At 46.4% G+C, this 23,309-nt stretch carries 27 protein-coding genes and 1 pseudogene; 15 read left to right on the top strand and 13 right to left on the bottom strand.

Annotated elements, in window-relative coordinates:
• The 6 genes from Q0389_RS08110 to Q0389_RS08135 all read right to left on the bottom strand — a co-directional run.
• Positions 1-391 (bottom strand): hypothetical protein (locus Q0389_RS08110; protein WP_298693389.1); only part of this gene is annotated, 391 nt, incomplete at its 3' end.
• Entirely contained in the window at positions 391-2,085 is a 1,695-nt protein-coding gene (locus Q0389_RS08115; protein ID WP_298693390.1) for a BamA/TamA family outer membrane protein, read from the bottom strand. The genes Q0389_RS08110 and Q0389_RS08115, both read right to left, overlap by 1 nt.
• A gap of 23 nt (positions 2,086-2,108) precedes the next feature.
• Entirely contained in the window at positions 2,109-2,669 is a 561-nt protein-coding gene (locus Q0389_RS08120) for a hypothetical protein (RefSeq protein WP_298693391.1), read from the bottom strand.
• Entirely contained in the window at positions 2,669-4,462 is a 1,794-nt protein-coding gene (locus tag Q0389_RS08125) for a TonB-dependent receptor (RefSeq protein ID WP_298693392.1), read from the bottom strand. Before Q0389_RS08125 ends, Q0389_RS08120 begins: the two co-directional genes overlap by 1 nt.
• The gene (locus Q0389_RS08130) at positions 4,408-4,662 is read right to left on the bottom strand and encodes a hypothetical protein (RefSeq protein ID WP_298693393.1); all 255 of its coding nucleotides are present in this window, start codon (positions 4,660-4,662) and stop codon (positions 4,408-4,410) included. Before Q0389_RS08130 ends, Q0389_RS08125 begins: the two co-directional genes overlap by 55 nt.
• A gap of 60 nt (positions 4,663-4,722) precedes the next feature.
• Positions 4,723-6,300, bottom strand: a complete 1,578-nt coding sequence (locus Q0389_RS08135; protein WP_298693394.1) for a methyl-accepting chemotaxis protein — start codon at positions 6,298-6,300, stop codon at positions 4,723-4,725.
• A gap of 64 nt (positions 6,301-6,364) precedes the next feature.
• Between Q0389_RS08135 and Q0389_RS08140 the strand changes: the two genes are divergently transcribed.
• The 7 genes from Q0389_RS08140 (at position 6,365) to tpx (ending at position 12,113) form a co-directional block, all read left to right on the top strand.
• Positions 6,365-7,735 carry an NFACT family protein gene (locus Q0389_RS08140; protein WP_298693395.1) on the top strand — a complete coding sequence of 457 codons (1,371 nt, stop codon included), beginning with the start codon at positions 6,365-6,367 and terminating at the stop codon, positions 7,733-7,735.
• A 45-nt stretch (positions 7,736-7,780) separates the two neighbouring features.
• Positions 7,781-8,095, top strand: coding sequence for a hypothetical protein (locus Q0389_RS08145; protein ID WP_298693396.1), 315 nt, complete (start codon positions 7,781-7,783; stop codon positions 8,093-8,095).
• Between the two features lie 94 nt (positions 8,096-8,189).
• Positions 8,190-8,948 carry a phosphatidate cytidylyltransferase gene (locus Q0389_RS08150; RefSeq protein WP_298693397.1) on the top strand — a complete coding sequence of 253 codons (759 nt, stop codon included), beginning with the start codon at positions 8,190-8,192 and terminating at the stop codon, positions 8,946-8,948.
• Complete coding sequence (dxr, locus tag Q0389_RS08155; RefSeq protein WP_298693399.1) at positions 8,945-10,021, top strand: 1-deoxy-D-xylulose-5-phosphate reductoisomerase; 1,077 nt, start codon at positions 8,945-8,947, stop codon at positions 10,019-10,021. Before Q0389_RS08150 ends, dxr begins: the two co-directional genes overlap by 4 nt.
• The gene (locus Q0389_RS08160) at positions 10,015-10,542 is read left to right on the top strand and encodes an alpha/beta hydrolase (RefSeq protein WP_298693400.1); all 528 of its coding nucleotides are present in this window, start codon (positions 10,015-10,017) and stop codon (positions 10,540-10,542) included. Before dxr ends, Q0389_RS08160 begins: the two co-directional genes overlap by 7 nt.
• Positions 10,539-11,516 (top strand): tRNA (adenosine(37)-N6)-threonylcarbamoyltransferase complex transferase subunit TsaD, encoded by a 978-nt coding sequence (gene tsaD / locus Q0389_RS08165; protein WP_298693401.1) that lies wholly within the window; start codon positions 10,539-10,541, stop codon positions 11,514-11,516. The genes Q0389_RS08160 and tsaD overlap by 4 nt, the downstream gene beginning before the upstream one ends.
• A 93-nt stretch (positions 11,517-11,609) precedes the next feature.
• Positions 11,610-12,113 (top strand): thiol peroxidase, encoded by a 504-nt coding sequence (gene tpx / locus Q0389_RS08170; RefSeq protein ID WP_298693403.1) that lies wholly within the window; start codon positions 11,610-11,612, stop codon positions 12,111-12,113.
• Positions 12,114-12,169: 56 nt separating this feature from the next.
• Here tpx and Q0389_RS08175 read toward each other — a convergent pair whose 3' ends face one another.
• From Q0389_RS08175 to recA, 4 genes are read right to left on the bottom strand one after another with little or no spacing between them, the layout of a single operon-like run.
• Complete coding sequence (locus Q0389_RS08175) at positions 12,170-12,775, bottom strand: AMIN domain-containing protein (protein WP_298693404.1); 606 nt, start codon at positions 12,773-12,775, stop codon at positions 12,170-12,172.
• A gap of 7 nt (positions 12,776-12,782) precedes the next feature.
• Positions 12,783-13,067, bottom strand: coding sequence for a hypothetical protein (locus tag Q0389_RS08180; protein WP_298693405.1), 285 nt, complete (start codon positions 13,065-13,067; stop codon positions 12,783-12,785).
• Complete coding sequence (gene eno / locus Q0389_RS08185; protein ID WP_298693406.1) at positions 13,067-14,335, bottom strand: phosphopyruvate hydratase; 1,269 nt, start codon at positions 14,333-14,335, stop codon at positions 13,067-13,069. The genes Q0389_RS08180 and eno overlap by 1 nt, the downstream gene beginning before the upstream one ends.
• The gene (recA, locus tag Q0389_RS08190) at positions 14,332-15,369 is read right to left on the bottom strand and encodes a recombinase RecA (protein WP_298693419.1); all 1,038 of its coding nucleotides are present in this window, start codon (positions 15,367-15,369) and stop codon (positions 14,332-14,334) included. The genes eno and recA overlap by 4 nt, the downstream gene beginning before the upstream one ends.
• A 177-nt stretch (positions 15,370-15,546) precedes the next feature.
• On the opposite strand from recA, the gene Q0389_RS08195 reads away from it, so the two are divergent.
• The 5 genes from Q0389_RS08195 (at position 15,547) to ccoG (ending at position 19,715) form a co-directional block, all read left to right on the top strand.
• Positions 15,547-16,410 carry a menaquinone biosynthesis family protein gene (locus Q0389_RS08195; protein ID WP_298693407.1) on the top strand — a complete coding sequence of 288 codons (864 nt, stop codon included), beginning with the start codon at positions 15,547-15,549 and terminating at the stop codon, positions 16,408-16,410.
• Positions 16,411-16,415: 5 nt separating this feature from the next.
• Positions 16,416-16,682 (top strand): flagellar biosynthesis protein FliQ, encoded by a 267-nt coding sequence (gene fliQ / locus Q0389_RS08200; protein ID WP_298693420.1) that lies wholly within the window; start codon positions 16,416-16,418, stop codon positions 16,680-16,682.
• Between the two features lie 22 nt (positions 16,683-16,704).
• Positions 16,705-17,478: a UDP-N-acetylmuramate dehydrogenase gene (locus tag Q0389_RS08205; RefSeq protein ID WP_298693408.1), complete on the top strand. Its 774-nt coding sequence runs from the start codon at positions 16,705-16,707 to the stop codon at positions 17,476-17,478.
• Positions 17,479-17,580: 102 nt separating this feature from the next.
• Complete coding sequence (locus Q0389_RS08210; RefSeq protein ID WP_298693409.1) at positions 17,581-18,246, top strand: recombinase family protein; 666 nt, start codon at positions 17,581-17,583, stop codon at positions 18,244-18,246.
• A complete protein-coding gene (gene ccoG, locus Q0389_RS08215; RefSeq protein WP_298693410.1) occupies positions 18,243-19,715 on the top strand; it encodes a cytochrome c oxidase accessory protein CcoG in 1,473 nt (490 codons plus the stop codon). The genes Q0389_RS08210 and ccoG overlap by 4 nt, the downstream gene beginning before the upstream one ends.
• 33 nt (positions 19,716-19,748) lie before the next feature.
• Here ccoG and Q0389_RS08220 read toward each other — a convergent pair whose 3' ends face one another.
• From Q0389_RS08220 to Q0389_RS08230, 3 genes are all read right to left on the bottom strand, one after another.
• Positions 19,749-20,195: a heme-binding domain-containing protein gene (locus tag Q0389_RS08220; RefSeq protein ID WP_298693412.1), complete on the bottom strand. Its 447-nt coding sequence runs from the start codon at positions 20,193-20,195 to the stop codon at positions 19,749-19,751.
• A gap of 132 nt (positions 20,196-20,327) precedes the next feature.
• Positions 20,328-21,323 carry a phosphoribosylformylglycinamidine cyclo-ligase gene (gene purM / locus Q0389_RS08225; RefSeq protein ID WP_298693414.1) on the bottom strand — a complete coding sequence of 332 codons (996 nt, stop codon included), beginning with the start codon at positions 21,321-21,323 and terminating at the stop codon, positions 20,328-20,330.
• 57 nt (positions 21,324-21,380) lie between these two features.
• The gene (locus tag Q0389_RS08230; RefSeq protein ID WP_298693416.1) at positions 21,381-21,551 is read right to left on the bottom strand and encodes a phosphoribosylaminoimidazole synthetase; all 171 of its coding nucleotides are present in this window, start codon (positions 21,549-21,551) and stop codon (positions 21,381-21,383) included.
• 191 nt (positions 21,552-21,742) lie between these two features.
• On the opposite strand from Q0389_RS08230, the gene Q0389_RS08235 reads away from it, so the two are divergent.
• The 3 genes and pseudogenes from Q0389_RS08235 to Q0389_RS08245 form a co-directional block, all read left to right on the top strand.
• Positions 21,743-22,297, top strand: coding sequence for a spermidine synthase (locus tag Q0389_RS08235; RefSeq protein ID WP_298693417.1), 555 nt, complete (start codon positions 21,743-21,745; stop codon positions 22,295-22,297).
• Positions 22,297-22,902 (top strand): dephospho-CoA kinase, encoded by a 606-nt coding sequence (gene coaE / locus Q0389_RS08240; protein WP_298693418.1) that lies wholly within the window; start codon positions 22,297-22,299, stop codon positions 22,900-22,902. The genes Q0389_RS08235 and coaE overlap by 1 nt, the downstream gene beginning before the upstream one ends.
• Before the next feature lie 32 nt (positions 22,903-22,934).
• Positions 22,935-23,309, top strand: a pseudogene (locus Q0389_RS08245) (diaminopimelate epimerase); the annotation flags it as partial.

Consider the following 23,309-nt stretch of genomic DNA (forward strand, 5'->3'; position numbering starts at 1 on the left):
AAAGTGCGCGCCGCACGGCAGCGTCACGTACCGCGTCGTCACCGATGAAATCGCTGAGGTGTATACGCAGGCCGTCGATTCGGATGGAGTCGACGGTATGGTCACCATGGAGCATTTTCATCAGGCTGTATTTGAGCGAGATGGTTTTGGCAGAGCTTTTATCGCTGTGAACGTTGTGAAGGGTAAATCCCTCAGACAATGAACCTTCGGCACGCTCATAATGGATATTGAGAGGTTTGAAGATATACATATTGACGAGTTCCAGACTGTCGCTGCGAAAAGCGATATACAAAGCGGCCGAACCGAGGAGAATCGATCCGTAAAGGAGAAAATGAAACGTCACAAACAGATGTTTTAGCCATTTTAACCAGTGTCGGGGGATGCGTGACATCAAAAGAGTTCCCCGATTCGAAAATGGATCGCGTATTGGCTGAAGTCTTCAGGGTCGATTCCGAAATCGATAGCGATAGGTCCTACCGGAGTGACATAGCGCAGCCCGGTACCGACCCCCCAGTACGCCTCGTTGGCATAGTCGGGTATATACCGCTGCGATGCGAAGGTGACGTCTGAAAACAGCACTCCGCGAAACTCTTCATAGATCGGAAAACGGTATTCCAGCGATCCTTCGGTGAGGGAGTAAAAACCGATCGGGTCTCCGTCACTGTTTTTCGGTCCGAGATCGCGGTAGGTATAAGCACGGTTGGAATTCATCCCCCCGGCATAAAAGCGGTATGAGGAGGGGACGCTTCCGTCATACACCCGCAATGTTCCCCATTTACCGCGCACTCCGATCGTGTGTTCTCCGAAACTTTGGATATAGGCGGCAGTGAGGAGGGTTTTAAAATAGGTTGCATCCGAAAGGCCGGGCGTGTAGAGCGAACCCATAAAATTTCCGTTGAGCCAGTACCCTTTGGTCGGGTTAAGCGGTTTGTCCCGTACATCGTAGTTCAACTCCCCGATCGGAGAGATGAGGGCGAGTTTATCGTTAGGGAAGGTAGCGGTATCGGTACTTTCATAGGTTCGGACCTGATCGAACAAGACCCCCGCCATCGCCGATGCCGGAGTATCTTGATATTTTGCGGTCATTTTTTGATAGGTACTTTCGGTTTTATACCCGTCGAAGACCTCGTTTTTATACCCGATTTCTCCCCCCAGCAAACCGCGGTTTTCGAGAGGCAATGCGATGCTGCCGGATGCTTCTTGTTTGATGGTCGAATAGCGCGCGTCCAGAGAAAGGGTTTTGAGATCGCCTAAAAAATTACGGTGTTTGATCCCCATTTGCGCCGTCGGCCCTTCGTCACTGCTGTACCCGAGACCTGCCGTAAAGCGGATGGGGCGTTCGTCCTCTTCGATGCTCAAAGAGATAGGGACGACGCTTCCGTTGCGCTCATTGTCATTGATAATAACACGGGTGATCCCTTCTTGGGCGTAGAGCGCTTCATAGCTTTGTTGGATCGCTTCAACACTGTAAGGGTCGCCCTCTTCAAAGCGGAGCATCGATGCAGTGAGACGGCCGTCGATATTGGGAGTCGATTCGACACTGATTGCTCCGAAAGTGCAGGGTTCACCGGGTGTGGCTTCAAACAAAAGATAGGCCCGATCGGTTTCGATATCGACCCAGGCTTTTGAGTTAAATTGGGCGTTACAATACCCCTCTTGGGCGTAGCGCTTTTTCATTTCGGTTTTCGAGGCTGAAAATTTTTCTTGATCGAACAGATCGTCGTTATGCAGAGTGATGGCCGAATCGATATCGATTTGACTGTTGATTTTGACGTCGCCGACACGGATCGGATTGTTTTCCTGTACAGTAATGATAATCTCTTTTGCCGTTGTCTCCGAGGTGATTTTGACATGATAAAACCCTTTGGATCGGTAAAAACTTGTCAATGCCGAAAGGGTTTGGGAGAGGGCGAGAGGATCGATGGCAGGGTGATCTTCCCACACTTCGACGGCATAAGGCTTTCGTAATCCCAAGGCTGCGAAGAGCGCGTCATCGGAGATTTTTTCATTGCCGTTGAATACGAGGGGAAGCGGTGCTGCAAAGAGAAGGAGGGATGATGTCAGCAAAAGCGTAACAATGCGCATCCGTCTCTCCTTACTAAAGTGGCTTATTTTACCCTAAATGCCCTCAACAGATACATAACGATAGCGAGTTCGAGCGGAAATAACAGCATATGGAGAAGATATACCTGCATCGAGGCATCGGAAATACCGAAATGTTCAAGCCCTTTGTAAAATCCGTAGGAGAGGAGAAGCCCGGCGAGATAACCTTGTTGTTTGGCGACATCGATCCATCCCATCACACGTGCTTTTCGGGCAAAATGGGTTTCGGCACGCGCCAAATATCCTCCGGCCGTAAACGAAAGCTGGTAGGCTCCGTATACGATCAGCGCCGTCAACGGATGACCATTAAATAGGAGAAAATAGCCGATCATAAAGAGCATGATAATCTCGGCGGCGACGGAGAAGATAAAAAAACGTTTCAGCACCATCAGCCGATGATAAAGATAGGCCATTCCCATAAGTCCCAGAGCCAGAAGAATTCCTCCGATCGAAAAGGTCGAAGGGCTGAGCGAACCGTAGATCGTAAATACCGATCCCCCCACGATTCCCGTGAAGAGAGAGTTTAAAAACTTATAACGGATATAGGGGTGGAAATAGAGTTTCATTAGAATTTGGTAGTGAGCCCGACATACACACTTCGTCCCGGAGTGCCGTATCCGCTTACTTCCTGATAGCGTTTATCGCCCAGATTTTCTCCGCGGAGATAGAGGGCGAGACTATCGTTCACCGCATAATTGACGACGGCGCCGAACAAAGTATAACGTCCTGTTTGTATTGTTTTCGCCGTGTTATCGTAGCGTGTTCCGATATAGTTCGCATTTGCATTCAAAGAGAGCTTCTCCGTCGGATAATAACTGAGTGATCCGGTCACTGTCTCTTGCGGCCGTCGTGCGAGCGTATTGCCGTCTTTGTCTTTTGCAAAAAGCCGGTTATATGCCAAATCGAATGCCACAGCCTCAGAGAGAGTATGACTGTAACGCACTTCATAACCTTTGAGATGGGATGTCCCTTCTACTTGTTCATTCACATAGGTTGAGGGATTGTACCCGATGAGATTGGTAACACGGTTATTATAATATGTTAGGCTTAGATGTTTGTATTGGACGGTCGCATCAAGACTTTTAGTCGTTTCGGGCTGTAGGTTCGGATTTCCGTAATATCCCGCATAAAGCTCATACAAAGAAGGGACCCGGTAAGCCGTTCCGTAGTTCGAACTCAGGACAATATCATCGTTGAGAAAATACTTTGCCCCTATTTTTCCGGTTGTTTTATCCTTAAAGGAGTCATAGGTATCGCGGCGGATGGATTCCGTCACTACAAAGCTGCCGATCGAATTGGTATTGGTGGCAAAGAGACCTTGTGAATTTAGTTTATGGATACCGATAGTATCTTTTGAACGGAGTGTATTCGCGCCGATTACCAGAGAACCGTCTGCATTGTAATGAAAGGTTCCGATAAGATTGAACTCCCTGTTTTCCCCTTTAAATTCGGTCGTATATCCAAGCGGATCTTTTTTGTCGAAAGTAGTTAGGGCATAGGTTGCATCAATATAGTCCTCAGCGTTAAAAGCATGGCGATAACCGATATTTCCCAAGCGGTTGATTTGGTGAATTTCATTGGCGGTACTGTCAGGCTGGGCATACGCGTCATAGTCGATTTTGGCATCTATCAGGGTCATTTGGGCACGAAGCGTATCCTGGGCGCTCAGATCGTACCCCAGTTTTACATTCACTGTTTGGTTACGATAGCCGTCGGATTCATACTCATCCGGATTGTGATGGGGGGGTGTTATTGCTGAAATGCCGTCTGTTCGTATCTGATTAACGCCGAGATAGTAGGAGAATGCACCGAGTTTTTGCGAAATATTCGCTCCGGCTTTGGTCGTCGCATAACTGCCGTATTCAAGATTGCCGTTCATTCTGAGTTTGTCGGTTGCTTTTTTGGTGATGATATTAATGACACCGGCTACCGCATTTGCTCCCCAAATGCCGCTTTGGGCTCCGTGTATGATCTCGATGCGTTCGATATCGTTAACCATCAAATGCTCAAGCTGCCCCTGCCCTTTGGTCGTCGTCGGATCATTGTAGCGGATGCCGTCGATCATAATAACGGTATTCTCAGAGCTGAAGCCCCGCTGGAAAAAAGAGCTTTGCTGTCCGATACCGCCGCTTTGGGCAATAGCGATATTGCCGGGAATACGCAGAGCGTCTATAACTGATGTTATGTGTTTCTCTTCGAGCTCTTGGGCAGTTATGATGTTGATGTTGGCAGTAACGTTATTGAGGGATTGTTCAATCTTGGAAGCCGATACGACGATCGGATTAAGCTGAAGGGTATCAGCCTCTAGTGAGGCAACAAGAGTCGCACAGGCGACAAACGATAGTGTATATTGAAACATAGATGTCCTTGAAAAATAGTACTGGGCGATGAGGTAAGGACACTTTGCGGAGGGGAAACCGTCGAATAGGTATGGATAGGATGGGTCGGGCAGATCCATGCTATCCGCGTAATGTTTTGGATCAGGCGGATTTCAGACGCATACGCTTGGATCGCGGCGAGGGAAAAGTAGCCTTTTCCGAACCCTTTCGGTGCATGCATACGTCTCTTCCTCCCTTTTTTTGGGAGAATTATAGCGCAAAGAGAGATCGGGGGGAGGGATTAAGACTTGAACTGTCCCAGCTGGGTATTGAGGTTCGTGGCCGAGTCATAGAGTTCGCTTGCGATTTTAGAGATTTGCTGAATCTCTTTTTGATTGCTTTCCGAGAGGTTTGACATTTCGGAAACTTTGGCGATGATCTCTTTGATCTTACGGGCCATATTTTCAGCTTCTTCGACACTTTTGCGGCTTGCATCGACATTGGCGCGCAACACGGTGGAGGCGGAATCGATTTTAGCATCGATCTCTTCGCTTTGTTCGGCAAGGCGTTCGATGTTTTCACTGTTGGTATTCATCATGTCGGAAGAATCGGAGATGGATTGGATGACGATGGAGATCGTCGAATTAATCTCCGTCAAACTTTTCTGGGTCCGTTCGGCGAGCTTGCGCACTTCGTCGGCGACAACGGCAAAACCGCGTCCGTGTTCTCCCGCCCGCGCCGCTTCGATAGCCGCATTGAGCGCGAGAAGATTGGTTTGATCGGCAATATCGGAGATGATACTCAACACGCCGCTGACACTGGCCGCATCGCTGGAGAGTTGTGCGAAACGTTCGGAGAGCTCATTGCTCATCTGTGTCGTATTGTGGATTTCACGGGTAATGACATTGGCGATTTCGCGGACATGACCCAGCTCTTTTTCGGTCGATTGGCTATTGATCAAGGTATCTTTTGCCATGCTGACGCTTTGTTCCAATGTCGCTCCGATTTCGGCAGCGGTGGAGTTGGTGTTTTGGGCAATCAAATTCGTTTTCTCCGACTGTGCGGAGAGATTGGTAGCGGCGGTATTGAGTGTTGAAGTCGAACCGACGGCGGAAACGGTGATACGTTTTGTGTCATTGATAGTCGTTTGAATTTTGCCGATAAATTGGTTGAGATAGTGACTTGCTATACCGATCTCGTCGTTCTTATTGAGGATCGGAAGCCGTTTGGTCAGGTCGCCGTTTCCGTGTGCCAGATCGGAAGAGACATGATCGAGTTCTTCGATAGGATGGAGAATACTGGTGCCCGAAAAATAGTTGATTGCGATCAAGATTGCGGTGAGAATCGTGCCTAACAGGAGAAACCATTTAAAAAAGCTCGCTTTGAGTTCGTCAAAATAGTCGGCTTTGTTGATCCCCGGAATTACCCACATATCCCATGCGGGAATATAACGGTAGGCGGCGATTTTATCCTGCCCCGTTGTTGCGGAGACGTATTCGTAGATGCCGCCGGCTTTATCGCTGCGGATATGGTCGACGTAATCATGCCCCGCTTTGTTTTGTCCTTCGTCTTCGGGTTTGGGGTGGATCGTCATAACCCCTTCGGCGTTGATAAAATAGACATAGCCGCTTTTGCCGATTTTGATTTTTTTGATCTCGTCTTTGAATTTAGAGTCTTCGTATCCTTTCGGTTCGAGCTCGGCGATAAAATTGATATTTTTTTCCAATGCGTCGGCAACGGTGTTGAGATCGCTGGTCATGATCTCTTTGATAGAGCCGACCGCAATGAAGTATGCTACAATCACACTCATAAGGATAGCCCCTACGGCGGCTGCGAGATTGACGATGAACTTGGCTTTGATAGTGTTGAAAAGAGTCATTTTCTGTTCCGTAACGGTAAAATTGCGTCATTGTAGTTCTCTTTTTCTAAAGCGAAGGTAAAATATGAGATTTTCTTATTTGAAACAGATCGCGTCCTATATGGAAAGATTCACCCATATCACTGCGGCGTACCGATTTGACGATACCGGTATCCGGCTCATTTTCGACAAAGAGAACAGTTGGAATTTCGATATGTCCCGGGGGAATTCTGCGATCAGCATTACCGACGTGAGTCACCGTGGGAAAATGTATCAAGCCCCTTTTGACGTGTTGCTGGCAAAACGGTTTAATCGCTCGAATATCGTCTCCGTTACGCTTTACAACAATGATAAAGTGATCCGTATAACGGTTACTCAAAGCGGTTCGTATAAAAGCGAAACGACGATCTTGCAGCTCGAATTTACGGGAAAACATACCAATGCGATCATTCTGGATAAAGACGAAATCGTGTTGGAGGCGTTACGCCATATAGACGAGGATGTTTCCAGCCGAAGTGTCCGCGTCGGACAAAAACTTGATCCTCTCCCGACCCCTCCGTATACTCCGCAGGAGTATCCTATCGACAATGTCCGCGCATTTTTGATTCAAGAGTCCTCCCGCCGCAGTTTCGAACGGCTTGAGCGTCTTAAACATGAGAAAAAAGCCCTGATGGCCAAAAAACTTCAGACTCTGAAAAAACATATGGAAGGGCTCGAAGATGAATCGGCTTTAATAAACGAAGCCGAAAATGCACAGCATGCCGGACATCTGCTTCTTGCAAATCTCGGGGTAATCAAACCTTACGAACGGTTTGCCGAGCTAAACGATTTTGACGGGAAACCGCTTCGGCTGGAGCTGCCTGCGGGCTGCACAACACCCTCACGGTGCGCTGAAGCTTATTTCAAACGTTCCAAAAAAGCGAAACAAAAAGCACTCGGACTCTATCGTGAAAGAAACAATCTCATCGATAAAATCCGCCATATCGAACTTTTTATCCAAACCCTCAGCGAAGCAAAAACACCCGAAGAGATCGCTCTTTTATTCCCTCCTAAAAGCAGTGCGTCAAAATTCAAAAAATCGGATTCGATCGCCGAATTTTGGATCGAGGGGGTAAAAGTCTCTTTGGGGAAAAGTGAAAAAGGGAATATCGAGCTACTCAAAAATGCCAAAGCGCGGGATATATGGATGCATCTTAAAGACCGTCCGTCGGCACATGTCGTGATCTCTACCGATAAACAGCAGTTGCCTCAGCGTTTGTTGGAAACGGCGGCAAAACTGTGCGTCGATTTTTCCGTATTTGAGAAAGGGCGCTATTTGGTCGATTATACTCCGAGAAGAGAGGTGAAGATGCAAGAGGGTGCTAATGTGCTTTATACCAATTATAAGACTCTCAGTATCGAAAAAACGGGCGTAGACGACGGATTTTCCACAAGAGGAGATTCGAAAGCACCTTAAGAAGCGGGAATTTTTCCGTAGCGTTGTTCACAGAAAGGATAGTATATGGCAGAAATCGGTCCTATCGGCAGTGCTATTTATGTCAATCAACAGATGGCAAGCGTTGCGAGTGAGAAAAATGCGGTCTTAAACCGATTCGAATTACAGGCATTAGCCGCCGCCGAAGCCTCGAAAGAGGCAAAAAAAGAGATTGAAGAGGTACGGCCTACAGAGGAGAACCACGGGGTGGATCCAGACAGGGAACATACTAAAGAACAGGCTGAACAGGAGGAAAAACGTTCCGAACATCCGGATGAGGAAGAGTCTTCGGATGAAGCTCCCGCACAACCTTCTTTGCATCTGCTGGATATCAAGGTTTAGATCTACCGTATAAAATCGGCGGCTCGGCTCCTGCTTTGAATGAGCGTTATTTATGTTATAATCGCGCTATTCTAACACTATTGGTCGACCTAAGATGCAAACCGCAAAAAACTCAATTCAAGAACGCATTGTCACTGCGGTCTTTCTCGTGATAGGGGTCCTTGTTGTCGGACTTATCAACAATTTTTGGCTGATGTGGAGCGTGATGGGAGTCATCTATCTCTTGGCTTTTCATGAAGCGTCACGTCTGTTTAATATCAACAATAACTCCCTCTACGCTTATGCCGCCATCCTTTGGCTTGCCGCCGCGCTCTACCCTTACGGCGAAGATTTGTTCATTATTGCCGGACTCATTTTTGCGGCAGCGGTAGCTTATACCCAAAACATACCGTGGAAAAACTTTTTTCCGTTTGTCTATCCGACGGCGGGGATGCTTTTTATGCTCAGTATGTATCAAGAATACGGTGTCGGTGCTTTGCTTTGGCTGCTCGTCGTCGTCGCATCGGCGGATGTCGGAGCATATGTCGTCGGACGCAGCATCGGAAAAACGCCGTTCAGTATCTCCTCTCCGAGTAAGACGCGTGAAGGGGTATACGGCGGAATTGCCGTTGCGACGGGTGCCGGATTTTTCATCGGTGTAACGATCGTTGATATTCCGCAGGCGATTATTATCTCAATGATGTCCGCTATCGGTGCGGTTTTCGGCGATTTGTTCGAGAGCTATCTCAAACGTCGCGCGGGTGTTAAAGACAGCGGTTCGATTCTCCCGGGTCACGGCGGTGTACTGGATCGTATCGACGGATATCTTTTTGCATCCATCATTATGCTCGTTCTCCTTCGGGGCTTGGTTTGATACTACTGGGCTCCACCGGTTCGATTGGAGTCAATGCGCTCAATATCGCAAAACAGTTTCAGCTATCGGTTGATACCCTCGTAGCCGGACGCAATATTGCCCTTCTTAACGAACAAATCAAAGAACATCATCCCAAACGCGTTGTCGTTATGCGCGAAGAAGATTGTTCGTCAGTAAGCCATCCCGACGTTCGCTTCGGCGAAACAGCGATTCTGGAAGCTATCGAAGAGTCTTCGTCGAACCATGTGATTAACGCTTTGGTCGGTTTTGTCGGATTCCGTCCGACACTAAAAGCGCTCGAATGCGGTAAGCGGGTCGCGTTGGCCAATAAAGAGTCGCTAGTGGTCGGAGGATCGTTCGTCGACACCTCTTCGATTGTTCCGATCGACAGCGAACATTTCGGGCTATGGTATTTACAGCATGGTGCCCGCCGGATTGAGCGGATGATTGTGACGGCCAGCGGAGGAGCGTTCCGTGACTGGCCTCTGGATAAACTTGCCGATGCGACGCTGGAAGATGCATTAAAGCATCCCAACTGGTCGATGGGGCGAAAGATCACTATCGACAGTGCATCGATGGTGAATAAACTGTTTGAACTTTTGGAGGCCCGCTGGCTTTTCGGCGAGGGGGAATACGACGCGCTGATTGAGACTAAGTCTTTGATTCATGCTATGATCGATTACAGCGACGGATCGACGACTGCCCACTTCGCCCATGCCGACATGCGTTTGCCGATCGCATACGCTCTGATGGGCAGTGTGGATACGCCGATCGTCGATCGGATTGATTTGACCCGTATCGGTTCATTAGAGTTTCGTTCAATCGATCCGCAGCGTTATCCTATCTGGCAAGTGAAGAATGAATTGCTTCGCAACCCTTCGCGCGGAGTCATCGTCAATGCAGCCAATGAAGCCGCGATTGAACGTTTTATGGCGGGAGATATCCGTTTCATCGATATTTCCACATTGATTTTAGACGCGTACGAAGCGTTTAGCGCTTCTCCCCGCTCGGTTGAAGAGATTTTTGCGATGGATGCGGAAGTGCGGCATTTTGTACGGAACCGAAAATGTTAAAAGTACTGATATTTCACGGTTGGCACGGCAGTGATCTTCCCCACTGGCAGGCGTGGCTGGCGCAGGAGCTGGTTCTTTCAAACTGTATTGTCGCATTCCCTCAGCTTTCAAATAACGCCGCACCGCAAAAAGAGGTATGGATAGAAGAGGCACTGGATGCCGTCGTTGCGTTCAAACCCGATATCGTCGTCTGTCATTCATTGGGGAATATCTTATGGTTTCATCTATGTGAAAGTCTGCAAACTCGGGTTCGCAAGCTCCTTTTGGTCGCTCCGCCGCGCGATCACAGCGACACTCCTGAAGTCTGTACCTTTTTTCCTTCCCCCGTTCCGGATGATTTGCATTCGGATGAGACGTTGATGGTGGTTTCCGATAATGATCCGTACATGGGGATCGAGGAATCGATCTCGCTAGCGTTTAAACTCGGGGTCGAGCTCAAGATCATAGAAGGGGCAGGACATATCAGCAGTTCGTCGAACTATGGGCCGTGGCCCTGGGTCAAAGAGTGGGTTCTTACATGATTTTAAGCATCGAAAGTTCGTGCGACGACAGCTCCATCGCGATCACCGAGATCAAAAGTCGAAAACTGATTTATCATAAAAAGATTTCTCAGGAACTCGAACATTCCCGATACGGAGGAGTTGTCCCTGAACTTGCCAGCCGTTTGCATGCACAGGCTTTGCCGGCTATCTTAAGCGAGTGTGAACCGTGGTTCCCTTTTTTAAAAGCGGTTGCGGTTACTAACGAGCCGGGCTTAGGGGTAACGCTCATCGAGGGGGTTACGATGGCCAAGGCGCTCAGTATCGCGTTATCCATTCCTATTCTTCCGATCAATCATCTCAAAGGTCATATTTATTCTTTATTTATTGAAAAAGAATCGCTATTGCCTATAACCGTATTGCTCGTTTCAGGCGGACATACACAGCTTATCGAAGTGAAATCCTTTCAAGAGATGCAAACGGTTGCGACGACGATGGACGATAGCTATGGAGAGAGTTTCGATAAAGTGGCGAAAATGATGTCGCTGGGATATCCGGGCGGCCCGCTGATCGAAAAATTGGCGCAAAGCGGTGATGCGAACCGTTTTGCTTTTACCGTCCCTTTATGGCAGTCTCCCCTCATCGCATTCAGTTATTCGGGACTGAAAAATCAGGTCAGACTTGCAGTAGAAGCCCATGATGCTTCTTCTTATCCCGATATCGCCGCGGCCTTTCAAAAAACGGCCACAGACCATCTGATCCAAAAGCTCAAAAAATATTTTAAATCCCATCCTCCGATCCGTTTCGCAATTGTCGGCGGTGCGAGTGCTAATCTCTATTTAAGAGAGCAAGTCTCCGGGCTCCTGCACGGATACAAAGCGGATTTTTTGCTATCTGAACTTCAGTATTGTTCCGATAATGCCGCCATGATAGGACGCGCGGCTCTGGAAGCGTACCAAAACGGCGAGATGAGAGGCTATCGCGAGATTCCTATCAACCCCCGTTGTAAACTGTGAAAAAGCTTAATTAGAAACATCTCTTTCATAATTCAGAGTCGAATTATCCGATTTAAGTACAATTTCCGTACCAAACAAAAATAGGAGCTTTTAATGGCAACAACAATGCTAAAAGGTAACGTAGTTAATCTTGCAGGAAACGAAGTAAACGTAGGTGAAAAAGCGCCACAAGTAACGGTTGTTAACTCAAACGGTCTTGCTGACAAAGTTGTCGGTGGAGCTTCTGGTAAAAAACAACTTATCGTTGTTGTTCCGTCTTTGGACACCGCGGTATGTGCAACTGAAACTCGTAACTTCAACAAACGTGCTTCTGAAATCGAAGGTGTTGATTTGACCGTTGTTTCTATGGACCTTCCGTTCGCTGCCGGACGTTTTTGTTCAACCGAAGGTATTGAAAACCTTGTAGTGGCTTCAGACTTCCGTAACAAAGATTTTGCAAATGCATACGGTGTATTGATCGCTGACGGTGCTCTTGCAGGTGTTACATGTCGTGCTATCTTCGCGGTAAACGAAGAAGGGACGGTTACATACAAAGAGATCGTACCTGAAATCACTGCAGAACCGGATTACGAAGCTGCATTGGCTGCCGTAAAATAAATTCTTCTTCTCTCCTTTTGGGAGAGAAAAACTTTCCTCAAACTTTTTAGCTTTTTTTATTTGCAGACAATCGTAATATAATCTTTATTTTTGGCAAAACTGCAGCTGTATCGGCCGTCAAGTGTAATTGTCGCACGGAGAAACTTTCCGTGATTTCCTAAAGTGACGCTTTTGAAGGGCGCGGCATTCAACATTTTCTCGACGGTGACAAAAGAGGCAGAATGTTTAAAATCAATGGCGATACGATCGGGATCGCTAAGGGTAAAATGGCGTATAACGGGATCGGATGTTTTAATTGTTATCTTTTTTCCGCTGCTGCTGAATCGGATAAATCCGAAATCGGCGCTAGCTGCTTTCGGTGCAGCGGGAGTTTGCAGTGATTGAGACTGGGAAATGACGACCGATTTATGCCAATCGACACTTTTATCGATTTCCATTTTTCGTGTTTCGATGCTTCCGTCGAGATTTTGAATGGTAAAGGTAACCTCTTTTAATACACGCGCTTCATTGGGAAGAACAAAACTTTCATTGATTAGAGGCGGAATTTTATCGGGTACGTTTGAAGTAACGGAATTCGTTGCCGATTCACTGGCATTGAAAAAAGGATTCTCGCGGGCGCAGAGCGAGGAGAGAAGAAGAAGCGATAGATAAAGCGGTTTCATTTGTCTCCTATTGCGAATCGGCATCAAGCTCTTTCAGCTCGAAATATTGTTTTTGCAAGCTGGCATTCTCTGCTTTTAAACGCTCAATGTCATCCGTCAGATAGTTCTGATATTCTTCCAAGTCCAATAAAACACTCAGCGAGTTATCGCCGAAGAAGATAAAGCCCATATAGACGCCGGCGACGAGTACAACTCCTGCAGCGAGGAGAAATTTGGCCGTTGAAAGACCAAAATAACGCTCACTGAAGCTTTCACTCTCTTCCTCGTGCAGAAGATGCTCATCGTTTTCCATCAGTTAAAGAGAGAACTCCCTAAATATTCGCCGTACATAACCTCAGTTTCGATTTCCAAAAGACGGTTATATTTTGCCGTTCGTTCACCGCGCGCGGTTGATCCGGTTTTGATCTCTCCGCAGTTAAGCGCTACGGCGAAATCGGCGATAAACGCATCTTCACTCTCTCCTGAGCGGTGACTCATGACACATTTATATCCGTTACGTTGAGCAAGGCGGACAGTAAGCATCGTTTCGGAGACGGATCCGATTTGATTCGGTTTGATAAGAATTGCGTTTGCGATCCCTTTATCGATTCCTTCTGCCAAAATATTGGCATTGGTAACAAACAAGTCGTCTCCGACAAGCTGGATTTTTGAACCTAAACGGTCGGTAAGGATTTTCCATCCTGCCCAGTCGTCTTCGCTTAGACCGTCTTCGATCGATACGATAGGATATTTTGCGCAAAGAGCTTCGTAATAGCCTACAAGCTCTTCGGAAGTTACGGTTCGGTTTTCAGAATCAAGTCTGTAACCCCCTTCTGTAACCAATTCAGATGCGGCTACGTCTAGAGCGATAGCAATTTGTTCTCCCGCTTTATAGCCTGCTTTTGCAATGGCTTCCATGATAACTTGGATCGGCTCTTCGTTTGAACTTAAATTCGGAGCAAAACCGCCTTCGTCACCGAGTGCGGTATTGGCTCCGCGATCTTTGAGAATTTTCTTGAGGTTATGATACACTTCAGCCGATGCGCGAAGCCCTTCGCTGAACTCTTCAAATCCTACCGGCATAATCATATATTCTTGAAAATCGACACTGTTGTCGGCATGGCTTCCGCCGTTGATGATGTTGAGCATCGGTACGGGCATAACCATCGCATTGGCTCCGCCGAGATAGCGATACAACGGAATGTTGAGGCTTTTTGCAGCAGCGCGCGCAACGGCCATAGAGACACCTAAAACGGCATTGGCACCGAGGTTACCGTAGTTGTCCGTCCCGTCGAGTTCTTTCATGACGGCATCGACCATTGCCTGGTTATACGGGCTTAGTCCCATAATCGCATCGGCGATTTGGGTATTGACGTTTTCGACTGCTTTCAAAACCCCTTTGCCCATATAGCGGTTGTCACCGTCTCGCAGTTCAAGCGCTTCGCGTTTACCGGTACTTGCACCGCTTGGAACGATAGCGCTTTCGCGTGTCCCGTCACTTAGTTGGACTGTTGCTTTTACGGTTGGATTACCGCGTGAATCCATCACTTCGATTGCACTTACTTCATCAATAAAAATCATTCGTCTACCTCACTCATTTCAGATTCATCCATTATCATGATGTTCACGACACCCATAGCGGATTTAATTTTTTCTTCGACTTTGCGAGCCAATTCCGGCTCGTCTTTAAATTTTTGTTTGACGTTTTCACGCCCTTGTCCAAGTTTAACGTCTTCAAAACTGAACCATGCACCGCTTTTATCGATAATATCGAGCTTAACTCCGTAATCGACCAGTTCTCCCTCTTTGGAAATCCCTTCGCCGAACATGATATCAAATTCGGCTTGACGGAACGGGGGTGCCACTTTGTTTTTGATGACTTTGGCTTTGACACGGTTTCCGATTTGACTTTCACCTTGTTTAAGCGTCGCTACTTTGCGGACGTCGATACGGACAGAAGCATAGAATTTCAACGCATTTCCTCCGGTTGTCGTTTCCGGCGAACCGTAGCCCATAGTGCCGATTTTCATACGAATCTGATTGATGAAAATGATCGTACAGTTCATTTTATGCATGATTCCGGTCAGTTTGCGCAATGCTTTTGACATAAGACGTGCCTGAACACCGACTTGTTGGTCGTTCATCTCCCCTTCGATCTCTACTTTCGGGGTAAGTGCGGCAACCGAGTCGATAACGATCAAATCGACGGCTCCGCTTCGGACGATCGTCTCAACGATATCGAGGGCCTGTTCACCGTAATCGGGCTGAGATACGAGAAGATTCTCGACATCTACTCCGAGGTTTTTGGCATAACCGATATCAAGAGCGTGTTCGGCGTCGATAAAAGCGCATACTCCGCCGTTTTTTTGGCACTCTGCGGTGATTTGGAGGCTTAGAGTGGTTTTTCCCGAACTCTCCGGCCCGTAAATCTCGATGACGCGTCCTTCGGGGATACCGCCGATTCCGAGTGCGAGGTCAAGCCCGATAGAACCGGTGCTGATTGCATTGATCGGTTCGATTTCTTTGTCACCCAACCGCATCAACGTCCCTTTTCCGAACGTTTTATCGAGTTGCTTCATTGCCAATTCGAGCGATTTTAATTTGTTTGGATCCATCATGCGCGGCTCTCCTGAGTCTAGTTTTGTATAGTTGCGGAAATAATATGGCAATTTGAAATATTTACATAAAATATGACAATTTGAAATATTAAATATTCGCATTATGGAATAGGGATATTTTAGCGTTATTTGGTTAAAATTTAATTGATTTGTGATTGAGAGCAGGAATTTATTGTGAAAAAAATGGTCATTGCCCACTCCCCGGATGCGGATGATATCTTTATGTATTATGCGATTAAATTCGGTTGGGTCAGTATGAAAGATCGTGCATTCGATAATATCGCATTGGATATTGAGACGTTAAACACCGAAGCGCTCAAAGGGACATATGATATCAGTGCCATCAGCTTCGGATTATACCCCCATATCCGCAATGATTACGCTTTATTGCGTACTGCCGTGAGTTTCGGACAGGGATACGGTCCGAAACTGATCCGCAAAAAAGAGACGGTTCTCAAGAAACGGTTTAAAGTGGCCCTGAGCGGGAAATATACGACGAATGCCTTATTGTTTCGTGTGGCATATCCCGAGGCAAAAATTGTCTATATGAATTTTTTAGAGATCGAACAGGCCGTATTGGACGGAGTTGTGGATGCGGGAGTCCTTATTCACGAGAGCATTCTCGGGTATGACGATTCTTTGGAAGTCGAGCGGGAGTTGTGGGATGTCTGGTGCGAGCTTGCAGGTTCGGAACTTCCTCTTCCGTTGGGGGGAATGGCGATCCGTCGTTCCCTTCCGATCACGTCGGCGATCGCTTATGAAAACCTTTTGACCAAAGCGGTTCAGATCGCGCGGGACCATAAAGAGGCTCTTTCCAAAATGCTGATCGAACGCTCTTTGGTGCGAATCGATGCCCCGACGCTTGAGAAATATTTGGAACTGTATGCCAATGACGAATCGATTTCATTGAATGAAACACAATATAAAGCGATTGAGAAGCTTTTTGAGATAGGATATGAACATGGGTTTTACGATCAGAAGATCGATCCGAAAGATTTTATGATCCCCTTGGAATATACTGAATTGAGGAATTCGTAACCATGATGCAGGAAGAACTGATCGGGCTGGGGATCGAGACGTTTAAAATCGCACTGATTCTTGCCCTTCCGGCTTTGTTGGTAGGGATGTTTTTGGGGCTTGCCGTCAGTATTTTTCAGGCAACGACTCAAATCAATGAGATGACGCTCAGTTTTATCCCGAAAATTATCGGTGTTGTCATCGTTATTATTCTCACAATGCCGTGGATGATGAATGAGATGCAGGATTTTACGATCCGGATGTTTAATATGATCCCTACTTTTATGCAGTAGTCTTTTCCATATAGAGATTAGCATGAATTTCAAAACGATTGATTTTTCCAAGTTCAGTTCCATCCGTATCGGCCCGATCGTCGACGTTGCGGTGATTGAAAATGATTTTATTCCGGAAGGGCATATCATCGTTGGCAGCGCCAACAACCTTCTTGTCTCTCCGACGCCTCCTCCTCTTATGATCCTTTCTAAAGAATATGATTTTATCCGTATTGAAGAAAATCGCCTGATTATCGGTGCGGCAACTCCGGGGGGGCGTGTCGTCTCTTTTTGCAAAAAAAACGATATTGCCCATTTTGAATATCTATCTAAGCTTCCCGGTACGATCGGGGGGATGCTGAAAATGAATGCGGGACTCAAGGAATATGAGATATTTAATCATTTAATCGCAATACGGACATCAAAAGGGTGGATACCTAAAGAGGAGGTCGATTACGGGTACCGTAATACCTCTATCCGTGATGTCGTATTTGAAGCATCGTTTCATTTGGAGAAAGGGTTTTCTTTCGAACGGCTCGAAATGTTTGCCCAAATGCGCTCCAACCAGCCAAGCGACCCGAGTGCAGGAAGCTGTTTTAAAAATCCATCGGGCGATTATGCGGGACGGCTGATCGAAGCGGTAGGGCTCAAAGGAAAACGGATCGGTGCAATGGCATTTAGCGAAGTGCATGCGAATTTTCTTGTTAATACCGGCGGAGGGCGTTATGAAGATGCCCTATCTCTCATACGTGAAGCGCAACAACGGGTAAAAGCTCAATTCGGCATAGACCTTCAGTGTGAAGTCGTCATAATATAAAAACAGTATTGACGTAAAAATAATCTATTTTCTATTGACTTTAGTCGTCAGATTTTGATAATATGACGAAGAAATTAAAATATTAGAAGGATTTAAGCGTACATGATAGTCAGTTATATCCGTCCGGATAAAGATTTTGATGGTGTTTATGAACAGCTTAAACTGATCAACGGCTATGCCGATCAAAAAAAGATACAGATCGACGAAGAGTTGGTAGACCAGACGTCACAGAGCAAACGATTGTCCGAGCGGCATGAAGTCGTCCGCTTTTTTCGCTCTTTGAATGACGACACTTTAGTTATCTACGACACATGGACACTGAGCAGTGATATCGAAGATTTGGTTCAGATGTTCAGCTGTCTGCTAAAAAACGGAAATACCATTCATTTGGTAAAACCGGGTGTCGTAATCGACCGTAAAAGTGATACAATGGTCGTTTTAGGTCTGATTGATCAGTTGCGGCAGGTGTTGCAAGATGACGCAAAAAAAGGGATAGGACGTCCGAAAGGCTCGAAATCGTCTTCAAAATTCGACATTTATCTCGAAGAGATCATCGAGCTGTTGAAGAAGCGCAAAAGTGTCAGCGAAATCGCACGAGTATTGAAAGTGAGTCGAAGTTCCCTGAAAGATTATATCGAATCACGGGAACTTAAAGAGGTTGTAAACGGTGTGATCGGCGTTGCGAGTGACGTCGATGCAGAAGCAATGGTCATCGGAACGATTCGATGTCCGCATAGTGAAATAAGTTCAAAGGAGATGGCAGTATGAGTGAAGAAATGACCCTGAAAGGGAAAGAATATCTCAAAGGGTGGACCCCGTGGAGGTTAAGACGGTATTGGTTTTATGGGTTAATAACGATATTTGCCCTCGGTGTCCCGTGGATTAAAGTAGGGGGGAATCATTTGTTCCTCTTGAGTTTCGATAAATTGAAACTCCATTTGATGTTTGTTCAGTTCGATATGCAAGAGCTGTATCTGATGCCGTTTTTGCTGATGATTTTATTTATCGGTATTTTCGGTATTACCGTGCTCGGCGGGCGGGTTTTCTGCGGCTGGATGTGTCCGCAGACGATTTTTCGCGTCGTTTACCGTGACTTGATCGAAACGAAATTATTAGGGCTTCGTAAACGTATCAAAAACAAACAACAAGCTCCCGATTATTCTAAAGCGGAAAATAAAATCAAACGCGTTGTCGGGATTTTATTATGGACGGGGTTGGCGTTTATCGCCGCGGCAGATTTGATGTGGTATTTCGTCCCTCCGGAAGATTTCTTTGCATACATCCAAAATCCGGCAGATCATACAGTCTTGATCGGGACAATTTTAGGAATCGTCGCATTTTTGGTTTATGACGTCATTTTTCTCCAAGAGAACTTTTGTGTCTATGTATGTCCGTATTCACGTATTCAGTCGGTTCTATACGACGATGACACCGTTATGGCAATCTATAACCCGAATCGCGGGGGAGATATCTATGATGCCAACAAAGAGAAAGTATTTACCAAACAAAAAGATCTTTTAAGTGTGAACCCGACGGCAGAATGTACAACCTGTGAAAGCTGTGTGACGGTTTGTCCTACCCATATCGATATACGCAAAGGGCTTCAGCTGGAATGTATCAACTGTTTGGAATGTGTGGATGCGTGTACGGAAGTCATGGGTAAACTCGGCAAGCCGAGTCTCGTCGAGTGGTCGAGTGAAAAAGAGACTTTGTTTATGAAAGGGAAAACCCACTATTTCCGTCCGAAGATTTTAGGATACATTACGATTTTGGTTATCGTCAGTATCGTATTGGCGATGATGGGAAGTAAAAAAGAGTATATGCTTCTAAATATTAACAAAGAGAACCGTTTGTATTCGATCGTCAAAAATGACGAAGGAAAAGTACAGGTTGACAATGCTTATACGTTCTTGTTGCAAAATACGTTGAATGAAGAGCATGAATACTATTTTGATGTTATTGCACCTGCCGGAATGGAAGGCAAAATTAAAATCGGACAGCCCGAAAAACCGTTTAAAGTAAAACCGGGCGTTGTTAAGAAAAAAGTCATTGTTTTGTATACGGACGAAGAATTGGTTCATGACGATCGTAAAGATACCGTTATCCCGATTACGATTCATGCCTACGCAACAGATGCGAAAGATAAAGTTGCCGTTAATCGACAATCGACCTTTACCTACCCGCGTGAAGATCTCTTAAAAGGGAAAGCGGAAGAAGAAAAAGCAGATATGGATTGATTCCTATCTGCTTCCTTTTATAAAAGGAAGAGATTATTTCTCTTCCCCCTCTTCTTCTGTACCGAATGTTTTTTCCAATCCGCTGATCAACTCTTTTTTCTCGCTGTCACTGAGACGTGCTTCAGGATGCGGTATTGTATAAAACCACATCGGCATCTCGCCTTCTCGAACTTCTTTTGCGGCATCGTCTCCCTCATTTTTCTTTTGAATGCCCCACATAGAGGTATTGAAATGTTCGCGTCCTTCATCGATATCGTGCATCACTAGCCATGATACCGGAGCGATATTGCTATACCAAGGGTATTTGGTTTCGTGTGAATGGCAATCGGCACATGCTCGGTTAAAAAGTTCCTGTGTGCGGGGAGAGTCCCATTGCGGTTCGCTCATTACGGGAGGATTAGTGTGATCTTTGCCGTAGGGGATGAACTGTATCCCGACAGCGAGTGCTACTACAGCGACGGCAATAGTTTTTGCATTCATTGAAAATCCTTTTACATATATGTAATAGCATCATAATACAAAAACACAAAATAAATGTTAATCGAAAAAAAACAGATTGGTTGAAGAAGAGTCTCTCTTCGCTTTAGCGGAGAGAGTAAAAAGTTATGAGAGTTAAACGAGTACCGCTTCGCGTTTGCCTTCTTCGAGACGCCCGATGACATATCCGTCGGTTGCAGCGAGAACATCGGCAACGTCGGCTTCTTTGACGACGAGGATCATCCCGACACCCATATTGAACGCACGGAACATTTCGGCGCGTTCGACGTGCTGAGCGATCAGCTCGAAAATCGGCAGGACTTTGATAGACGACTCGGTGATTACGGCACGTAACCCTTCCGGTAGAACGCGAGGGAAGTTTTCGACGATCCCCCCTCCGGTGATATGGGCAAGTGCTTGGATTTTATGCTTGAGGGCTTTAAAGGTTTTAACATAAATGCGCGTAGGAGTCAAAAGGGTTTCGATAAGAGGTTTTCCTTCAAATTCATCCTCGAATTTCATTCCCATTTTTTCGAACAATACCTTACGTGCGAGGGAGAAGCCGTTTGAATGGAGTCCTGAACTCGGCAATGCGATGAGAATATCGCCGGCAGCTACTTTATCTGTGCGGTCGAGTTCACTTTTTTCTCCGATACCGACGGCGAATCCGGCCAAATCGTAATCATCGCTATGATACATGCCCGGCATCTCTGCCGTCTCCCCGCCGATGAGGGCACATTCGGCTTGGCGGCACCCCTCGGCGATACCGCTGACTACTGCCGTTGCGGCAGCAACATCGAGTTTCCCCGTTGCGTAATAATCGAGAAAAAAGGAAGGTGTTCCGAAATTACAGATCAAATCATTGACGCACATGGCAACCAAGTCGATTCCTACGGTATTGTGGATACCCGAATCGATGGCGAGTTTGAGTTTTGTACCGACTCCGTCGGTTGCGGCGAGCATTACCGGCTCTTTATAGCCGCTTGGAAGTTCAAACGCTCCCGCAAACGAGCCGATTCCTCCGATTACTCCGGCAACGGCGGTCGATTTGACAAGCGGTTTGATGTTTTCGACAAAACTGTTACCTGCATCGATATCGACACCGGCGTCTTTATAGCTGATTTGACTCATGAATTCCCTCACCTTTTTTGGTAAGGGAATTATAACGGAAGAGAAGTTAGGGGAAGTTTATTTTTTTTCGCACGAACCGAAAATTTTTCTGAACATCCAAATGGACGGACAAAAGTCGGTAAGAGCCCAGATTACGACCATGGCAATGACAAATGTCTGGATGATCAGTGCGTAAAGCATCAGTCCTTTTGCAAATAGTACCATGGCAACGGTCAAGACGATAGCCATCAAAAAACGCTGTATTCTTTCTGCACACATAGGAAAACGCTCCAAAAACGGGGATAAATTTGTTAAAATTATATCAAAATGAAACGAAATAACCTTTAATCCTTAAAGAGGATCGGATTATTCAAACCCTTTTAATCTCGGCATGTTACAATCGCTCAAAAATTCCGCAGAAGAAGAGATAACGCAATTACATGAAAACTTTTATCTACCCAGAGATGATGATACACGTTCCGATGTGTACGCATAAAAATCCCCTCTCCGTATTGGTCGCAGGCCAAAAGAGTGATCTTCTCCAAAAAGAGCTTGGCCGCTATCGGGACGTTACGGTTGCAGCGGCTCATGATCAAGATTTGCTTGAGTCGTTGCGCGCATCGGGCGATAAGAGTACGGATGTTGCCGTGATCGATATGCTTGCTGCGGACAGCGCGGTGATCGCTCATCTTAATCGGATATTGAAAGATGACGGTTTGGCGGTTATGAACCATCCGAATCTCGATGATGTTCAAAGTAATACGGTACTGATGCAGGTATTGGGAAATTATTTTAAAATCATCATGCCGTATCATCTTGAAGACGGCTCGACTCTCCTTTTGTGTTCAAAAGAGTACCATCCGACGGCAGATATCGTTTTGCAGCGGAGCGATTTGCTTGAAGGACACCAATATTACAACTGCGATGTCCATATCGCCGCATTCGCAATGCCGCAATATGTGCGCAAAAATTATTTGGGGATTATCCGAAACTGATGGCATTTGAATACGCTATTGCGCTCACGGGGGGAATTGCGACAGGGAAAAGCACGGTTGCTTCCCTGCTGGGATTGAACGGATTGCGTATTATCGATGCCGATACGATTTCGCATCGTATTTTAGATGAAAATGCCCCTTGGATCAGTGAACGGTTCGGTTCGGAGTTTATTAAAAACGGAAAAGTGGACCGTCCTGCATTGGGCAAAGTTATCTTTGCCGATCCCGCTTCTAAAAAAGAGCTTGAAGCTTTTTTACATCCCAAAATCCGTTCTGCCATCGAAGAGCAAAGCGAAAAACAGGATGCTCTGAACTATCCCTATCTGATCGATATCCCCCTTTTCTTTGAGACGGCGTCGTATCCGATTAAAAATTCCGTTGTTGTTTACACTCCGAAAACATTGCAGTTGGAGCGTTTTATGAAACGTAACGGTTTTTCCGAAGAGGAGTCGTTGCGCCGGATTGAGAGTCAGATGGATATTGAAGAGAAAAAAGCCCGTGCGACGTGGGTGATCGATAACTCCTCCAATCTCAAACACCTTCAAAATGAATGCGAACGGTTTGTAGAGACGATTAAAGGACTCTATCCCGCTCCTAAGGTATAATTCCCCTAATTTAATCCCAAAGGATTACTATGCTGCAGATTGCGAAATATTGCGCCAGTGGCAACGATTTTGTCATTTTTCATGCATTTCACGGAGCGGATCGTTCCGGTCTGGCCCGAATTTTATGTGACCGTCAAAACGGTATCGGAGCCGACGGGCTGATCGTTTTGATCCCGCATGAGTGCCATGATTTTGAGTGGGAGTTTTACAATGCCGACGGTTCGACCGCTTCGATGTGCGGAAACGGAAGCCGTGCGTGCGCCCATTACGCCTACCGATTTGGACTGGCGAGTGAAAAAATGGAGTTTTTAACCGGTGCGGGAGTGATAAAAGCCGCTGTTGAAGGAGATATGGTTCAAAGCGATTTAACCCCTCCTATGGTTATCAACGATGCTATTTCAGAATAT

This window comes from uncultured Sulfuricurvum sp. (genome assembly GCF_937936435.1).
Taxonomy (GTDB): domain Bacteria; phylum Campylobacterota; class Campylobacteria; order Campylobacterales; family Sulfurimonadaceae; genus Sulfuricurvum.